Source organism: Diaphorobacter aerolatus, assembly GCF_014489535.1.
Lineage (GTDB): Bacteria > Pseudomonadota > Gammaproteobacteria > Burkholderiales > Burkholderiaceae_C > Diaphorobacter_A > Diaphorobacter_A aerolatus.
The window spans coordinates 3,768,422-3,785,272 of record NZ_CP060783.1 but is presented as its reverse complement, the minus strand read 5'-3'; the positions used below and the strand labels follow the sequence as shown (position 1 = coordinate 3,785,272).

Genomic DNA, 16,851 nt, shown 5'->3' with positions numbered 1-16,851 from the left:
CCACTGTTTTGGGTTGCCGCATCAAACGCCTTCCGGCTGCTATGGCTGCAGCCTGATCTCCACCTCCCGTGCGCTTCTTCCCTTCGAGCCACTCGGCTCGCCCTACCCTGCTGTCGTCGTATGAATTCTCAAAACTTCGGCAACGCGACGTTTCTCATGAACACAATCAGAAACCAAAGCCCGATAAACGAATTAGATCGTTATTTGGCGCGCTTGTCTGTACTCCAAACGGGCGAATTTGCAATGCGGGATGTTAAAAACACCGTGAGAAATCAGCGGGAAAACCCTTGGTTTACTGGATCAAATGCGCTTTGATAAGTAAACGTGCGTGAAAACATGTGTTGAGAAAACTGATCGAAATATAGCGAACAGTCTATTTCCGCTCACGGACAAAGCCCCCGAAATATGCTCGCCAACGCAGCCGTCGGCGTCACAGACGCGGCAGCCGCGCCAGATCGGCTCTGAAGTACTTGCGCTGGGCCACCTCAAGCGATGCGAGTCGCGACTCCAGACTGCGCCGCAGGGATGCCGCAGGGACGGCCCTGTCGTGCAGCACGAGTTGCCAGAGATGCTCCAGCATTGCCGCGCAGCGTTGAATGGCAGAGATGCTTGCATCGCCCGCATCCTCGCTGACCGCCGCGAGCATGCGGGTGGTGAGCGTGAGCCAGTCCGGCAGCGACGAAGGCAGCAGAAGCTCGCAAAGCGAACGCAGTTCGCGGCCCGCCGGATCGCTGGCATCGCCGTCGCTCTGCGCAAGCTCGGAACGCAGCTCCTGAAGCGTCCAGACGCGTGCGCTCCAATTCACGAACGGGATTGCGGCACCCGCATCCTCGCCCATGTTCACCACGGCACCACGCGCAATGCGGCAGATGTAGATGATGTTCCAGTACGAGCCCGACCCCAATCCGTGGCGGCGGGCCAGCGCCTCGCCGGTCAGGATCCAGCGTACCGCAAGGCGTCGCCCGGCGTTCGCACCGAGCCGCTCCTGAAGCGCGGGAGCCAGCAGCCACAACGAATAGCCAAGGTTGGATGCCACCGCTTCCATGAGTGTGAGCGAATCGGTTTCCACCGCGCACACCAGCGCCAATTGCATATCGCGCAGCACCTGCCAAGCATCGTGCGCGCGTTGGTCGCTTGTTCTCGCCAGCAGCAGGGCACGCCTGCACAGCGCGCGCAAATTGAAATACTCCGCCGCGAGCCGCGAGCTGAGTCGCAACGAGGCCTGGCTCGCGTCTCCTTCAAAGAGATACCGCATCTGCTCCAAACGCATCAACGCCGCCGCGCTGCGGTCGTCCTGATGGTCACACCACGCGAGCCCGATCTCCGACATGGCTTCGAGCACCGGCGTGCGCTGCAAAAACTCTTCATGTTCGTCGACTGGATCGGGCGAGCGGCACAGCCGGTGAAGCTCGCGATACAACGCCCGCGCCTCGCCACCCTGCCGCGCAAGCCGCGCATAACGCGCCTGCAACGACAGCGCCCAGCGCTGTGACGCATCGCGGCCTTGCGATGCGTCCCAGCGCACCCGCGAGAGTCCGTCCATCACCTCGGGCATTGCGAGCCGCCCCTCTTCGGCAGACTGGCGAAGCACGAAAACGCGAATCCATCGATCCAGTCGTGCCTCAAGATCAGCATGCGCCGGAACATCCGTCGATCCTGCTGCCGCACCCGTGATCGTGCAGAGCAGGCTCTTGAGCGACGCCGGTGCGACCGCCCTGCCGTTGGTTGAGAACTTCAGGCGCTCCAGTTCGCCATCGGCCAGCCAGAACGGGCCATGTATGCGTCCGCGCAGGGACAGCGTGGCGATGTCCGCGCCCGTATTGCGTCCCCATCCCACCGCAATACCGGCCCGTGAGAATTGCTTGAACGCCCGGCTCAGCGCCATGGGAAAGGCCGAACCCGCCTGACCGGCAAAGTGCAGGTCGTGGGCTGGCACGCCGACATGTCCGGCGCGCCTTGCGACGGCCAGCGCCAGCAGGAACAGCGCCGCAAACCGTGAGCCACCGCAATCGCCAAGACTCCACGGCGCTTGCAACGCGATGGCAAGGATTGGCTGCTTTCGTTTCATCACAGGAATGTTATGAATGTTATGAATGTTATGTACCCTGATTGTACGCAGCCGCTCTTCGCTGGCATTCTTGCAACCGTTGCCCCGGACCCATACAACCCACCAAAGAAAGAAAGCCAAGCACCATGCTACGTCGCCAGTTCACTCTCTACACCTTGAGCGCCTGTGCCGCCGCCACCTTGCCGCTGGCCGGATGCTCTTCCGCGCCGCAAGCCAGTACGCCCGTCAAGCCGTGGTCGGACTTCGAATCGCTGTCCACTGGACGGCTTGGCGTGGCCGTGCTCGACACAGCGAACGGGCGCTGGGAAGGCCAGCGTCTCGACGAACGCTTTCCCATGTGCAGCACCTTCAAATGGCTGGCCGCAGCCCATGTGCTGCAACGCGTGGATCAGGGCCGCGAACAGCTTGACCGCCGCATCCGCTTTGGTGCCGAAGCGCTGGTCGAATACTCGCCCGTCTCCGAAAAACATGTCGGCAAGGAGGGCATGACGCTGGCGGAGCTATGCCACGCCGCCATCACCGTGAGCGACAACACGGCCGCCAACCTGATTCTGCAGACCCTCGGCGGTCCGCAGGGACTCACCGCGTTCGCCCGCTCGCTCGGTGACGAGACCACGCGTCTTGACCGTTGGGAGCCCGCGTTGAACGAGAGCGCACCGGGTGATCCGCGCGACACCACCACGCCGCGCGCCATGGTCAAGCTGCTGCAGCAACTCGTGCTCGGCGACGTGCTGTCGCCCGCCAGCCGCGCGCAATTGACGCAATGGCTTCAGGCCACGCGCACCAATCGATCACGGCTCGCGGCAGACCTGCCGCAGGGGTGGATCATCGGCAGCAAAACCGGCACCTCGGGCAACGGATCGGTCAACGACGTCGGCATCTTCTGGCCACCGCAACGCCCGCCGATCATTGCTGCGGTCTACGTCACAGAGGGCAAGGCCGACACCAAGTCCATCGAGCCTGCGATTGCCGCGGTCGCGCGCACCATCACACAAGGCAAAAACGCCCGCTGATCGGCTGCAACGTCAGAGCCCGAGCAGCCCTTCGACCAGTTCGCGCCGCGCGAGCTTGCGAGCGCTGCCGCGCTGCCAGTGGTAGATGTCGTAGCCGTTCGAGTAAAGCAGCGAGCCATCGGCCTGCACGTCGAACTGCGCGACATGGCTGGCGATCTCTTCGGGTGCTGCGTTGCGCCCTGCTTGGGCGATGAGCTTCCAGGACGCGGGCACGAGATTGCCCGCGTATTCCGGGTCGTTGCGGACCTTGGAGAGTTCGATGCGCCGCCCGTGCAGCCAGAGCGAACCGAGATCCTGGTCGAGCCCCGGCGCGCGCGGTCCGCCGGCCGAGCGCAGCGGCTCCTTGCCGTACAGCATCGAGAACACGTTCAGATAACCGAACACCGCCTTGCCAAGGCGCAGCGGCATCAGCAGCGCGTCCTTGGCGGCGCCGCCCGCCTTTTCGTGCAACGGCTTGTCGGCAGGTCTGCGAATCGAGTAGAGCACGCGGTCTTCGGAAATGCGCGGCGCGACGAAATCCCATTCCTTGTCGTCGAGCAGGCTGTCCATTTCACCCGCCTTATAGTCCACCCAATGCACGGCGGACTGACCCAGGCCCACGACCGCACCCGAGTCCGCATTGCGCGCAAGCCCCCATGACTGGTAGACCACGGTGGACTCGGCACCCGGCATGGCGGCTGGCGCGGCGTCGATGCTGTCGCCATGCGTGATCGCGCCCTTTTGCGTGCCTTCCTCGTCATAGACCTCAAGGTGCGCCGTGCCATCGCCATGCATGGCCGCAAGCACGACGTGCCGGGTTTGCGGCAAATAGGCCAGGCCGAGAATCTGTGTCTGTTGACGATGGAAGAGACGAATCTCGCGCTGCTCATCGAGCTGGTATCTGAACAGTCCGACCGTGCGCCCGACCGTCATCACGTAGTAGATGGTGCGCGGCTCACCGGCCTTGCACACATGCAGAAAGCGCGCCGGTGCCAGATTGCCATCGCCTCCCGCCGAACGCCCCCACAGCGCGGGGCCGATCAGTCCCTTGCTGTCCTCGCGGTCGGCGTGCTTCCACGACGTGGTGCGCTGCCGATCCGCCTCGCGCTGCAGCATTTCCTTGGCGAACGGCGAGACGATCTGCGTGCTGCGGCCATCGGCCTCGTGCAACCACAGTTCTCCCCCTGAAATGACGAGAAATTGCTGGCTCAAAATGGACTCCCGAATCGGATTGTTTGAATTTTGGGCGCTGGCCACAGCGATGGTGCGCCATGCCGCTATGGCTGGAAATATAGCGGTTTTATATCGCAAGCGGCGGAACGCGAAGGCGAAAGCAAAAAGGGGAACACATGGATCGTGTTCCCCGTTGTGTACACAGGCCCGGGTCGTGTGAAAACGCCTTCGCTTCAGTGCGCGCTCAAACGGTGTGCGCCGGGTTCCTTGTCCTTGCGCAGCTTGCCGACCTGAGCGGGCAGATCGGCCCAGGGCTGTAGACCGAATTGCGCGCGCATGGTGTTGAGCAGCGTGGCGATCTGCGCGTCGCTCAGGTTGTGGCGAAACGCGGGCATGGTGCCGGTCGTCGGCGTGGCGGCGGTCTGTATGCCGTTCAGGATCACCAGCGCGGCGTTGTTCGGTGAATCGGAATACAGGTTGGTATTCAGCGCCAACTGCGGACGCACGCCGAACATGCTGTCCTTCACTCCGGTCGCGTCGCTGTGACAGCTCGCGCACGCACCTTCGAACAATCGGTAGCCCTCATGATCGAGGGCGAATTTCGACTCCTTGAACTTGTCCGCGACAAATGCTTCGGCGTCGCCCGGCTTGGCGTTGCCGTCCTTGAACGACATGACGTAGCTGGCAAGCGCATTGAGGTCCGCATCGCTTTGCTGCGACAGGCCGTGGATCACGGGAGCCATCGGCCCCGCCGCCGAGCCGTGGCGCGGCGAGAAGCCGTGCTTGAAATAGGCGTAGAGATCCTCGGCCGTCCAGGGCAGCGGAGCGCTGGTCTTCGATGTCAGCGCGGGAACGCTCCAGCCATCGAGCGTACTGCCCGCAAACTTCTGCGCGCCGCCCAACTCGCCCGCAAACTGGTCGCGCGGGGAATGGCAGGCGCTGCAATGGCCCAGGCCTTCCGCGAGGTAGGCACCGCGATTCCATTCGGGCGGTTTGGTGGTGTCTTCGGGCACGGGGCCTTTCTTCAGATACACCCAGTTCCATGCGGCAATGCCGGCACGGATGTTGAACGGAAATTTCAGCGCCGTCTCCGGCGGCTGATGCTTCACCGCCGGTTGCGTCATGAGAAACGCGTAGAGCGACTTCATGTCCTCGTCGTTCACGCGTGTGAACGCGGTGTACGGAAATGCCGGGTACAGATACTTTCCATCGCGATTGACGCCGTGGCGCATGGCGCGCTCGAATGCTTCATACGACCAGCGGCCAATGCCGGTGTCGATATCGGGCGTGATGTTGGTGGTGTAGATCGTGCCGAACGGGCTCGCCATCGGCAGGCCGCCGGTGTTTTTGACACCACCGGGCGCCGTGTGGCACACCGCGCAATCGCCCATGGCCGCGAGCAATTTCCCCTTGTCGATCTGTTGCTGTGAAAAGCTGCCGGCCGGTGGCTGCGCCGTGGGTTCGATGGCCGGTTGATGGGTCAGCGCGAAGAAGCCGCCGATCACGATGATCAGCAGCACGAGCACGATGAGAACGAGTTTTTTCAAGGTACGCATGATGTAGGTTCCCCCTCTTTTCATCGGCTCGCAGCAGCTGCTGCGGCATTGGCGGCGGGTGCAGCAGGCGCGTTCTTGAGCGCTGCCAGCACACGGCTGGGGGTGAACGGAACCTCGCGCAGGCGCACGCCGATCGCGTCGAAAATCGCGTTCGAGAACGCTGCGGCACTCGGCACCGAGGCCGATTCCCCCGCGCCCATCGGCGCCTCATCGGGCCGCTCGACGAGCTGCAGATCGATCTCCGGCAGCTCGGGGAATCTGAGGATCGGATAACCACCCCACTCGAGCGCCGTCACGCCCTGTCCGTCGAACGTGACGAACTCCTTGAGCACCCGACTCGTTGCCTGCACGATGTTGCCGTGGGCCTGATGGCGCACCCCGGCGGGGTTGACCATCGCACCCGTGTCCTGCGCCACGTAGACCTTCCGGGCCGCGACCTTGCCGGTCTGCCGGTCCACGGTCACGTCGATCACCCACACGCACCACGCCGCGCCGTAGCCCGGAAACTTGCTGTGGAAATAGCGCGCGTAGGCAAAGCCGCGACCCTTCGCCAGTCGCTCGCCCGCAGCCGTCGGACTCCGGAACGCCGGACCTGCCTGCCAGTTCGACTGCGTCTTCATCGTCTCGATCAACGCCACGGCGCGCGGGTCTTTCAGATAACGCAGGCGGTATTCGATGGGGTCCGCCTTGGCACGGTAGGCGCACTCGTCGATCCAGCATTCGTGGGCGAACACGTTGGGCAGTGCGGACACGCCACGCAGCCACGACGCGCGCGCGATCGGCGCGGCATCCTGGCTGAGGATGTGGCGCTTGGGTATTCATACTGCGGCACCGCCGTGCGGTCGCCCATTTCCTGCACGACTGCCGTGTTCGCCACCTTGCCAGTCAGAAGCAGGGCGAGCACGGTTGCGCCGTTGGATGGATAGCAGGTGCGGAAATCGTAGCCCGTCACATGGCCCTTGTCGTCCAGCCCGCCGCGCACGCGAATGAGCTGCGCCGTGCCCTTGGGTTCCCACGCGTTCTCCTGCTCGCGCATGAGCTGCAAACGCACGGTCTTGCCGGTGATCCTGGCGATCAGCGCGGCATCGGCACTCACATCGTCCGCGCCGTTGCGGCCATAGCAGCCCGATGCCTCCATGCGCAGAATGTTCACCGCATCGTTGTCCACACCGAGCAGCTTGGCGATGTCCTTGCGCACGTCGTGCGGGTTCTGCGTGCCGGACCAGACTTCGACCACGCCGTCGGTCACGCGCGCCACGGCGCACGATGGACCGATCGATGCATGCATGTGATATGGCCATACGTAGTCGGCCTCGATCACGGTGGCGGAATTCTTGATCGCGTCCTGCGCGCCGTCTTCCACGACCAGATTGCGATCCTTCTTGGGATGATTGACCAGCGTCGCGTGCAGTCCGTTGAGCGACAGATCGGGCAGACCGGCCCATTCCTTCCATTGCACCTTGAGCTGCCGCATGCCGGCAATCGCCTGCTCTTCGCGCTCGGCCACCACGGCGACGAAGTCGCCCTGCACCACCACACTCAGAATGCCGGGCAGATGCTTGACCGAGTCCTTGTCCACCGAAACCAGCGCACTGCCGAACGGCGCAGCCGCATCCGCGCCACCGTAGGGTGGACGCACGACGCGCGCATGCACCATGCCCGGCAGGCGCAGGTCGTGCACATAGGTGAGCGCGCCCAGCACCTTGTTCGGAATATCGACACGTGCGACCGACTGGCCCATGTGCCTGAACTGGCTTGAGGGTCGCAACACGGTTTCGGCGTTGAGCGGCAGTTGCAGGTTCTGGCCCTGCACCAGCTCACCATAGGTCAGTTGCTTGCCACCCGCATGGGCCACGCCATCGCGCGTGGTGATGGCCGATGCAGGCGCGCCGAATTGCTGCGCGGCCAGCGTCACGAGCAGTTCGCGCACTTGCGCCGCCGCCTGCCGCAAGGGCTTGGCGGTGACCTGAATCGTGGCACTGGCAATGGTCGGGCCCTGATCGGGCGTCCTGAAGGTATGGCCGAGCACCATGGTGACCCGATCAAAGGCCACGTCAAGTTCATCGGCGACCATCTGCGCGAGCGCCGTGCGCACGCCGGTGCCGAGATCAACGTGACCGCAGAATCCCGTCACCTTGCCATCGGGGCCGATGGCGATGAAGCTGTCCACGCGATTGTCGGCAGGCACGGGAAATGTTTTCGCGACCGATGCTGGGACCGGCGGTGCGGCCGGTGCGGCGTTCTGCGCAAACAGATGAGTTGCCGTGGCAGATGCCACCATCACCAGGCCGCCGGCCTTGAGCAGTTGGCGGCGCGTGAGGGCGATGGCCGGTGTGTCGGTCTTCGTGATCATGCGGCCTCCTTGATCTTTTTCGTGGCGGCGCCCTGGGCAATCAATTCGCGTGCACGCGCCGCCGCCCGCATGATTTCCACATGGGTTCCGCAGCGGCACAAATTGCCGGACAGCGCCAGCTTGACCTGCTCATCATTGGCCGTCGGCTGCTTGTCGAACAGCGCCACCAGCGCCATCACCATGCCGTTGGTGCAGTAGCCGCACTGCGCGGCCTGCTCCTCGATGAAGGCCTGCTGCACCGGGTGCAGCGTGATCGCCGCGCCCGAGGCCGGGGCGGATGGCCTGGCTGCGCCGGAGCCCTCGATGGCGTCCTTGCCGAGCATCTGCATCTGCACGTCCTGCGCCACAGCGGCCTTGGCGGCAGCGGTGCCGGCGGGTGACAAGCCTTCAAGCGTGGTGACGTGCGCGTCTTCGACCACGCTGAGCGGAATCGAACAGGAGCGGGCGACCCTGCCATCGATGAGCACGGAGCAGGCCCCGCACTCTCCAAGCCCGCAGCCGTATTTGGGGCCGTTGAGCTGCATGTCGTTGCGCAGAACGTAAAGCAAGGGCGTATCGGGCGCGATGCCCTGCAGCTCGACCGGCTGCTCGTTCAAGATGAATTTCATATGGTGATTCCTGACTTCGGGGATGGCGTGGGGCATCCCGGGAACCTGATTTTTTGCCCATGCCAACGGCTCACAAAAGCGGCGGTTTCCTACAAATTCTGTAGGCCGTAGTGGGCAAAAAAAAGGGCCCGACAGTGGATGGCGTAAATGCTGTCCAAGCGTGTGCCACATTCCTCGCGCGCTCGCCGCTACTGGTAGAAACCAGATGGACAATCGGCATAGGCGTCAACAACATGACTGACGAAATACAACAACCATATCTATTGGAAGGAAAGGCGAGCATGTCTGCAACATCCGCAACGAAGCCCGTCGGCAAGAAGAAGATGCCTGCGGCGTATCTGATCCTCGGTGCCATGGTGCTGGGCATTTTTGTCGGCTGGATGGTGTTTGCCAATTTCCCCGACAAGAACGCCGCCAAGGAAATCGCGGGCTACATCTCGATCATGTCGGACGTGTTCCTGCGACTCATCAAGATGCTCATCGGACCGCTGGTTTTCTCCACGCTGGTTGTCGGCATTGCGCACATGGGGGATGCGGCGTCCGTGGGCCGCGTGTTCCTCAAGGCCATGGCCTGGTTCGTCACCGCATCGCTCGTGTCCCTGATATTGGGACTGATTCTTGCCAACGTGCTGCAACCCGGCAAGGATCTGGGATTGCCGTTGCCCGACATCGGTGCTTCGGCCAACCTCGCGACGGGCAAATTCACGCTCAAGGAATTCGTGAACCATCTGATCCCGAAATCGTTTGCGGAGGCAATGGCCAACAACGAGATTCTGCAGATCGTCGTGTTCTCGATGTTCTTCGGCGTGGCGCTCGCGGCGCTTGGCGAGAAAGGCAAGACACTGGTCTCGGCCATCGATGAGCTTTCGCACGTGATGCTCAAGATCACCGGCTACGTGATGAAGCTCGCGCCCCTGGCGGTGTTCGCCGCGATGGCAGCCACGGTGGCGGTCAACGGCCTTGGCATCCTGCTCAAGTTCGCCGTGTTCATGGGCGACTTCTACCTCGGCCTGTTCCTGCTCTGGAGTCTGCTCGTGGGAGCTGGCTTCGTGTTCCTCGGCCCGCGCATCTTCAAGCTGATCGTCCTCATCAAGGAAGCGTTCATGCTCTCGTTCGCCACGGCCAGTTCCGAGGCGGCGTACCCGAAGATCCTCGACGCGCTCGACCGCTTTGGTGTCAAGCGCAAGATTTCGAGCTTCGTCATGCCGATGGGCTACTCGTTCAACCTCGATGGCTCGATGATGTACTGCACCTTCGCGACGCTGTTCATCGCGCAGGCCTACGACATCCATCTGCCGCTGAGCACGCAGATCACCATGCTGCTGATCCTGATGCTGACTTCCAAGGGCATGGCGGGCGTGCCACGCGCATCGCTGGTGGTGATCGCCGCAACGCTGAACCAGTTCAACATTCCCGAAGCCGGACTGTTGCTGATTCTGGGCGTGGACACCTTCCTCGACATGGGCCGCTCGGCGACCAACGCGGTCGGCAACTCCATTGCATCGGCAGTCGTTGCCAAGTGGGAGGGCGAACTGCTGCCCGAGGACGAAGCCGCAGCGCACGCGCTCAAGCTCGATGCGGAGGCCGCGCGCGAGGCGCAGCCACTGCCCACACCCGACGTGGCCTGAACGCAGGTGCCGTGATGAAGGTGCACTCTCTCATTGGTTGCCATCCACGGGTCTGGTGCCTGTCGCTGGCGTTCATTTGCAGCACCGCCGTTTTGGCGCAGACGCCCTCGCAGGATGCGGCTTCCGTGGCCAGCACGGCCTGGCTGAGCAGCCTGTCCGCGCCCGTGCATCTGGAGGGAACGCTCGCCAAGGTGCAGGCGAGCGGCGCCGTGGCGATTGGCTACCGCGACAGCTCGGTGCCGTTCTCCTATCTCGATACGCAGGGCAAGCCGATCGGCTACTCGATCGAGCTGTGCAGGCTGCTGGTCCAGGCCATCGCGAAGGCAGTCAACCGGCCAGTCGAGGTCCGCTGGGTGCCGGTCACTTCCGCCACACGATTCGACGCCATCACCTCGGGACGTGCCGATCTCGAGTGCGGCTCCACCACCAGCAACCGCGAGCGTCAGAAGACGGTCGCGTTCTCGCCCACGTTCTTCGTCGCGGGCACCAAGCTGCTGGTGCGCAAGGGCTCGCCGGTGCGCGACTACCTGCAGCTTAAGGGCCGTAAGGTCGCGGTCACCGCGGGCACGACCAACGAGAAGACGCTGCGCGAGCTGTCCGATCGCTTCAAGCTCGATCTGCAGATCACGCCGATGCGCGACCATGCCGAATCGTTCGCTCAGGTGACCCAGGGCACCGCCGACGCGTTTGCCACCGACGACGTGCTGCTCTATGGCCTGATCGCGCAGACACCCGGCGGCCGGGGACAGTATGCGGTGGTAGGTGACTTCCTGTCATACGATCCCTATGGCGTCATGTTCCGCAAGGACGATCCGCAACTCGCGAAACTCGTCGCCGAATCCTTTCAGGCGCTGGCGGCCGATGGCGAGATCGAGCGCCAGTACCGGCGCTGGTTCCAGCGCAAGCTGCCAGGCGGCGGTCAGACGCTCAATCTGCCGATGAGTCCGCAGCTCGAAGTGATTCTGGAGAGCCTCGCGGCCACGCAGAAGGAGTGACGGCGCGCGCGGCTATTTGTCGCGCCGCTTCCTGCGAAACGCGAGCCATGCCGCAATTGCCGTGAACGCAAAGACGATGAACACGACGATCCAGAAACCGTGTTCGTCCTGCGCAAGCGGAATACCGCCGACGTTCATGCCGAAAAGGCCCGCAAGAATGTTGATCGGCAGCGCCAGCACGGTCACCACCGTCAGCACGAACAGGCTGTTGCCGTTGTCCTCGTTGAGCGCGGCCGCCACTTCTTCCTGCAGGAAGCGGATGCGATCCTGCAGCGTCATCATGTCGCGCAGCATCAGCGAGAACTCTTCGCTGGCCGCCGCCAGACCCTGACGGTCATCGTCGCTCATCCAGCCCGGTGGATGCTGAAGCAAACGAAACAGCGCGGCGGGCTCAGGCGCCAGCAGGCGCTGCAATCGCACCAGCAGGCGGCGCAGCTTGCCCAGTTGCGCGCGCGGATGCTCGTAGCGCCGCGCAAGAATCGCGTCCTCGATCTGATCGACGCGCGCGGTGGTCTCGCGTACCACGCGCACCAGCACGTCGGCCTGGGTCCGCATCAGATGTTCGAGCAGCTCCGCCGTCGTCGCCGGATTGTCGCCGCTGCGCACCGCGGCGCGCAGCTCATCGACCGAGCGCAAGGGCTTGGAGCGTGCCGAGACCACCAGGCGGTCATTGACGCCGATCCACAGCGTCGCGAGATCGGCCGATTCGAAGTTGAATTCGAAATTCACGTCGTTGAGCACCGCAACCAGCCAGTCGTCGGCGCGCTCGATGCGCGTGGAGGTCAGCCCCTCCTGCAAGGCCTCGAAGAAGGTGTCGGGCAGCGCAGCGTATCGCGCGAGCCAGCGCTGCGACAACGCATTCGAGAGATTGAAGTGCAGCCAAAGAAATTCCTTGCCGGGCGCTGCTTCACCTGCATCGGCACCGGCGTCGGCAGGGTCCGCAGCGGCGGTCGCTGCGTCGTGCGCGGCCAGCCAGGCCGCCGCCTCATCCGCCGTCACGGGCTGCGCCGGCTGGCTCGAATGCTGGAAGAACCGCCAGCCACAGATCAGGCCCGAATCCGGCGCCGCCAGCGGCCTCTGCGACGTTGCATCACTCACGAAATTTCCCCCAACCTCAGTTGTGGCGCGGAACCTGGTGTTTGAAAAAACCAACAACCCAAAAATGCCGCGCCGACCATGAACGCCACTCCCGTCCCACCATCCGCCAACACGATTGCTCCAGAGGGAAACGACGCATGATTGTCGCTTCCAGTGACAATTTCATGACCGTGGTTACGCGCGTTTCCCACCGCGCTTTCATAGCTACGAACACGCATCCGTTTTCGGCGATCAACGTTTGTTTGCATATTCTGGATCCCTTGGATGACGACAAAGCATCGCCTTCACGTATGCTATCAACGAATAGGTTTCAATAGATTCACTCGGCGCACAGGACGACACCCCTGAAATTCGCTGCGACGCCGGGCAAAAAATAAAAAGAGGAAGTGAGAGAAGCGCGAGGCCGCTGCCACCGATCCGGTAGCAGCGTCGGCGAAGGCGTCATCGGCGCCTTCGCCGACGAGCTTCGACAGGTCTTCATCACGCGGCGGCGTACCAAGCCACGCCGTCCTTCACCACGCGGCCGATTTCGCCGCGATCCAGCAAATAGTTCAAACACGCCAGCGCCTCGCCGGTCGCGAGGTGATAGTGCATCGAATTGGCATCGATGGGACGCGAGAACAGTGCGCTGAACGTATCCACCACGCGCATCGGTTCCTTGGCCAGCGCCTCGCGCAAACGTTCAAACGACTGGTGCTGGCCATTGCGCAAATGGTCAAGGCGCGCATGCAGGCCGTGAAAACATTCATCGTGCGCAGGCATCACCAGCACGTCATCCGGAATGTTCTTCTCCAGCCAGTCGAGCGACTCCATCCATTCGCCCATGGGATTGGCCAGCGGCTCCAGTGGATGCACCGAGACGTTCGATGAAATGCGCGGCAGCACCTGATCGCCCGAAATCAGCAGCTTCTCCTGGGCGTTGTACAGACAGGCATGCTCGGGCGAATGGCCGCGTCCGATGATCACCTGCCAATCACCATCTCCAATGCGCAGTTGCTGGCCGTGCGAGAGCCGCTGGAAACTATCCGGCAAGGTATAGATCATCTTGCCGAACGCACCGAAGCGCGCGCGGTATTTCTCGATGGCCGAGTCCGGCCAGCCTGCTTCATGAAAGTAATCGACCGCATCCTTGGGGGCCTCGCGGCTCATGTCGGAGACCGCGACGCGGCAGGTCAGATATTCGAGTCGTGACATCCACAGCCGCACGCCGAAGCGCCGCGTGAGCCAGCCGGCCATGCCGACGTGGTCGGGATGCATGTGGGTGACGAACACGCGCGTGAGTTTGCGGTTGAAGGGCTCGGCGGCGAGCAGCCGGGTCCAGATGTCCACCGTTTCCTCGGTGCGCGGACCGGTATCCACGATCGCCAGTCCATCGCCATCTTCGAGCACCCAGACATTGATGTGATTGAGCGCCAGCGGCATGGGAAGCCGCACCCAGTACACGCCCTTGCAGACTTCGCGCCAGTGGCCGGCGGCCGGGGCATCCATCGGATAGGAGAGCTTGTCTTGCGGCATGCGCGTGATTCCTTGTGTCCTGTTGCGGTCGGTGTGCAGTCCCGGACGGGTTCCTGCATGCTGGCGATGAAAACGCATCATGCCGCCAATTCGGGCAGAGAGAATCGCTGGCTGTCACCTGCATTCCAGCGCCCCGCCCGGTCCGCTCACGCGAATGCGGCGTCGCGTCCCTCACATTCGCCTGAAACTCGTGCTTGCAAGCTCACGGAAATGCAGCAAAATGGACTGCTTGTCTGCGCGGAGTCATCGGCGCCCGGGCGTCACATCAGCCACGCGGCGCACAACGGATTTCCCGAAGCGCCCGGCCCGGCAAGGGTGTAGGCTGGTTTCTCATTTCTGCTCGAAGAAAGAAGGGCTCGTATGAACCAAGTGTCTCCTGTCCCGCAGGCCCGACGGGAAACGCTGCGCGGCGTCCTGCCGAAGGTGGCCGAACTGCTGCAAAAACGCCGCGCCAACGAAATCGACGACGAGGTGATCGACGATCTGGTGTCGCTGTACTGGCTGGAATGGGTGGGCGGCAGCCTGCAACTGACCACCACAGGCAAGAACGTGTGCAGGCAATTGCTGGAATGATGTCCAGCCATCCCATGAACTGACAAAAACACAGGGCGCACGAAGCGCCCTGTTGTCATCTGAGGGATCGGTCACCGAGGGTGACGACCGCAAGGCGGCGCAAGCCGCCCTGCTTCACGCCTTCATCGCTCCGACGATCAAAGCGCTCCATCCCCGAGCACGATGCCTTCGCGCCGTGGATCGGCACCACCCTGAAGCAGCGTCTTGCCATCCTTGGTGACACGCAGAATGGTTGCCACGCCGCTCGATTGCGCCGACGTGTTCACGGTGTGGCCCTTGGCCTTAAGACCGTCGATCAGCGCCGTCAGATCAAGCGAGGTGTTCGAGCCGTCGATGCCGGTGGTCGGGCTGTTGGATGCACCGGTATTCACCAGCGAAGTGGCCTGCTGCGCATCGAGTCCCCAGTCGAGCGCGCCGACCACGGTCTTCATCACGTACTGGATGATCGCACCGCCGCCCGGCGAGCCGGTGGCCATCACGAAGTCACCCGGCTTGTCGCCCTTGAACACCAGGGTCGGAGCCATGGTGCTGCGCGGGCGCTTGCCCGGCGCCACGCGATTGGCAATCGGCGTGCCTGCGCTGTCCACCGGAGCTGCCGAGAAGTCGGTGAGCTGGTTGGTGAGCAGGAAACCGTTGACCATGTGGAACGAGCCCATGCTGGATTCCACCGTGGTCGTCATCGACACTACGTTGCCATAAGCATCGACGACGGAGATATGCGTTGTGCCATGTTCGACCGTCTTGTCCACGCCCAACGGCACCGCGCCAAGATCACCGGCCTGCGCGGTGCCCATGCTCTTGTCCACGTTGATCAGCGATGCGCGCTTCTTCAGGTAGTCGGGATCGAGCAGCGTGGACACGCCCTTGCCGGGAAGCGGAATGAAGTCGGTGTCGGCCACGTACTTGTCGCGATCCGCATAGGCGAGACGCTCGGCCTCGGTCAACAGATGCACGCCCATGACGCTCGGCACGCCGCCTTCGTTGAGCGGCGCTGCGGGCGCATACGCCTTCATGTCGAACTGGCTCAGGATGCCGAGACCCTGGGCAATCGCGATGCCGCCCGACGAGGGAGGCGACATGGTGCACACATGGTAGGCGCTGCGGTAGTTCACGCAGACCGGCTCGCGCTTCTTGGGCTGATAGGCGGCCAGATCTTCGAGCGTCATCAGGCTCGGGGTCATCGGAGTCTTGGCGGCATCGTCACCGACGGTCTGCCCGGCCTTGGCGACGATGGCCTTGGCAATGTCGCCCTTGTGCAGTGCATCCGCGCCGCCGCTGGCAATCGCGCGCAGCGTGCTCGCGTAGGGCTTGTTGGTCATCGTCTCGCCGGTCACGCGCGGCGTGCCATCGGCGTGGAAATACGTGGCCATCGCATTGCCATCGAGCGCAAGACTCGTGGCGTTGCTCTTGATCGCATCGCCGAGTAGGCCAGGGATCTTGAAGCCATCATCCGCGAGCTTGATGCCGTAGTCGAACAGACCATTCCACTGCAGCTTGCCGTGCTCCTTCTGCGCCATCTCGAGCATGCGCAGCACACCCGGAACGCCGATGGAGCGGCCACTGCGGCGCGCACTCGGCAGCGGCGCGCCGGAGTTCGGATCGGCCTGGTTCTGGCGCGAAAGATAGTAGCCCGTGGCCGCTGCGGGTGCGGTTTCGCGACCGTCATAGGCGACGACCTTCTTGCTCTGTGCGTCGTAGTAAACCATGAACGCACTACCGGCAATGGTGCTCGACTGCGGCTCCACCAGACCCAGCACGGCCTGCATCGCAACGGCCGCATCAACGGCCGTGCCACCGGCCTTGAGCACATCGCAACCGGCCTTGGTTGCAAGCGGCGTGTTGGCGATGGCCATGTAGCTGCTGGAGGTCTTGGCCTTGAGGCCGACGCGGTAACCGGACGCAGGTTCGGGCGATGCGGGATCACCTGCCACACCCGATCCCACCACCACCGATCCGCCATTGCTGCCCAGCGTCGTGCAACTGTTGGCGTTGGTATCGACGATCAGGTTCGACGCGTCGTCGCTGTTGTGGCTGCTGCCGCCGCAACTGGCGAGAAACACCGCCAGTGCCAACGGTGCGAGTGGCCAGAATTTTCTTGTTTGCATATAGGTCTCCTTTGTTGTGCAAGTGATGCAGGCGCAGCGTCTTTACCGCCGAAATCGATCACGAACCGATCGGCGCAACCGCGCCATGGGTGCGGAAAAGCCAGCTGACATTAGCAGCTTGTGCCCGCTCCATGGATTGGTGTTTTGCCTATCAAAAACAAATGTCGATACAAAAAAGACAAAGTTA

General features: G+C 63.1%; 11 protein-coding genes and 1 pseudogene. 4 read left to right on the top strand and 8 right to left on the bottom strand.

Features of this window, described 5'->3' with window-relative positions; translation table 11 throughout:
* Window positions 1-430: 430 nt before the first annotated feature.
* Entirely contained in the window at window positions 431-2,068 is a 1,638-nt protein-coding gene (locus tag H9K75_RS17570) for a hypothetical protein (RefSeq protein WP_187723591.1), read from the bottom strand.
* A 125-nt stretch (window positions 2,069-2,193) separates the two neighbouring features.
* Here H9K75_RS17570 and bla point away from each other — a divergent pair, with 125 nt between their 5' ends.
* Window positions 2,194-3,081 (top strand): class A beta-lactamase, encoded by an 888-nt coding sequence (bla, locus tag H9K75_RS17565; RefSeq protein WP_187723590.1) that lies wholly within the window; start codon window positions 2,194-2,196, stop codon window positions 3,079-3,081.
* Window positions 3,082-3,093: 12 nt separating this feature from the next.
* Here bla and H9K75_RS17560 read toward each other — a convergent pair whose 3' ends face one another.
* The 3 genes and pseudogenes from H9K75_RS17560 to H9K75_RS17545 form a co-directional block, all read right to left on the bottom strand.
* Window positions 3,094-4,272, bottom strand: a complete 1,179-nt coding sequence (locus H9K75_RS17560; protein WP_187723589.1) for a hypothetical protein — start codon at window positions 4,270-4,272, stop codon at window positions 3,094-3,096.
* Window positions 4,273-4,466: 194 nt separating this feature from the next.
* A pseudogene (locus tag H9K75_RS25605) lies at window positions 4,467-8,142 on the bottom strand (molybdopterin cofactor-binding domain-containing protein).
* A complete protein-coding gene (locus H9K75_RS17545; protein ID WP_187723587.1) occupies window positions 8,139-8,750 on the bottom strand; it encodes a (2Fe-2S)-binding protein in 612 nt (203 codons plus the stop codon). Before H9K75_RS17545 ends, H9K75_RS25605 begins: the two are co-directional and overlap by 4 nt.
* 281 nt (window positions 8,751-9,031) lie before the next feature.
* Here H9K75_RS17545 and H9K75_RS17540 point away from each other — a divergent pair, with 281 nt between their 5' ends.
* Window positions 9,032-10,378: a dicarboxylate/amino acid:cation symporter gene (locus H9K75_RS17540; RefSeq protein WP_187723586.1), complete on the top strand. Its 1,347-nt coding sequence runs from the start codon at window positions 9,032-9,034 to the stop codon at window positions 10,376-10,378.
* Window positions 10,379-10,392: 14 nt separating this feature from the next.
* On the top strand, window positions 10,393-11,373 hold the full coding sequence (locus H9K75_RS17535; RefSeq protein WP_187723585.1) for an amino acid ABC transporter substrate-binding protein: 981 nt from the start codon (window positions 10,393-10,395) through the stop codon (window positions 11,371-11,373).
* 12 nt (window positions 11,374-11,385) lie between these two features.
* Here H9K75_RS17535 and H9K75_RS17530 read toward each other — a convergent pair whose 3' ends face one another.
* The 3 genes from H9K75_RS17530 to H9K75_RS17520 form a co-directional block, all read right to left on the bottom strand.
* On the bottom strand, window positions 11,386-12,471 hold the full coding sequence (locus H9K75_RS17530; RefSeq protein WP_187723584.1) for a transporter: 1,086 nt from the start codon (window positions 12,469-12,471) through the stop codon (window positions 11,386-11,388).
* The gene (locus H9K75_RS17525; RefSeq protein ID WP_187723583.1) at window positions 12,468-12,719 is read right to left on the bottom strand and encodes a hypothetical protein; all 252 of its coding nucleotides are present in this window, start codon (window positions 12,717-12,719) and stop codon (window positions 12,468-12,470) included. The genes H9K75_RS17530 and H9K75_RS17525 overlap by 4 nt, the downstream gene beginning before the upstream one ends.
* Window positions 12,720-12,951: 232 nt before the next feature.
* A complete protein-coding gene (locus H9K75_RS17520) occupies window positions 12,952-13,986 on the bottom strand; it encodes an MBL fold metallo-hydrolase (RefSeq protein WP_187726091.1) in 1,035 nt (344 codons plus the stop codon).
* A 360-nt stretch (window positions 13,987-14,346) separates the two neighbouring features.
* On the opposite strand from H9K75_RS17520, the gene H9K75_RS17515 reads away from it, so the two are divergent.
* The gene (locus tag H9K75_RS17515) at window positions 14,347-14,559 is read left to right on the top strand and encodes a hypothetical protein (protein ID WP_226858292.1); all 213 of its coding nucleotides are present in this window, start codon (window positions 14,347-14,349) and stop codon (window positions 14,557-14,559) included.
* A 137-nt stretch (window positions 14,560-14,696) separates the two neighbouring features.
* Here H9K75_RS17515 and ggt read toward each other — a convergent pair whose 3' ends face one another.
* Window positions 14,697-16,664 carry a gamma-glutamyltransferase gene (gene ggt / locus H9K75_RS17510; protein ID WP_187723582.1) on the bottom strand — a complete coding sequence of 656 codons (1,968 nt, stop codon included), beginning with the start codon at window positions 16,662-16,664 and terminating at the stop codon, window positions 14,697-14,699.
* Window positions 16,665-16,851: the final 187 nt, after the last annotated feature.

Excerpts from the sequence above, each read along its gene's own strand:
- H9K75_RS17520 (WP_187726091.1), bottom strand. The coding sequence starts at position 13,986 with ATGCCGCAAGACAAGCTCTCCTATCCGATGGATGCCCCGGCCGCCGGC.
- H9K75_RS17540 (WP_187723586.1), top strand. The coding sequence starts at position 9,032 with ATGTCTGCAACATCCGCAACGAAGCCCGTCGGCAAGAAGAAGATGCCT.
- H9K75_RS17535 (WP_187723585.1), top strand. The coding sequence starts at position 10,393 with ATGAAGGTGCACTCTCTCATTGGTTGCCATCCACGGGTCTGGTGCCTG.
- bla (WP_187723590.1), top strand. The coding sequence starts at position 2,194 with ATGCTACGTCGCCAGTTCACTCTCTACACCTTGAGCGCCTGTGCCGCC.
- H9K75_RS17515 (WP_226858292.1), top strand. The coding sequence starts at position 14,347 with ATGAACCAAGTGTCTCCTGTCCCGCAGGCCCGACGGGAAACGCTGCGC.
- H9K75_RS17525 (WP_187723583.1), bottom strand. The coding sequence starts at position 12,719 with ATGCAAACAAACGTTGATCGCCGAAAACGGATGCGTGTTCGTAGCTAT.
- H9K75_RS17545 (WP_187723587.1), bottom strand. The coding sequence starts at position 8,750 with ATGAAATTCATCTTGAACGAGCAGCCGGTCGAGCTGCAGGGCATCGCG.
- ggt (WP_187723582.1), bottom strand. The coding sequence starts at position 16,664 with ATGCAAACAAGAAAATTCTGGCCACTCGCACCGTTGGCACTGGCGGTG.
- H9K75_RS17570 (WP_187723591.1), bottom strand. The coding sequence starts at position 2,068 with ATGAAACGAAAGCAGCCAATCCTTGCCATCGCGTTGCAAGCGCCGTGG.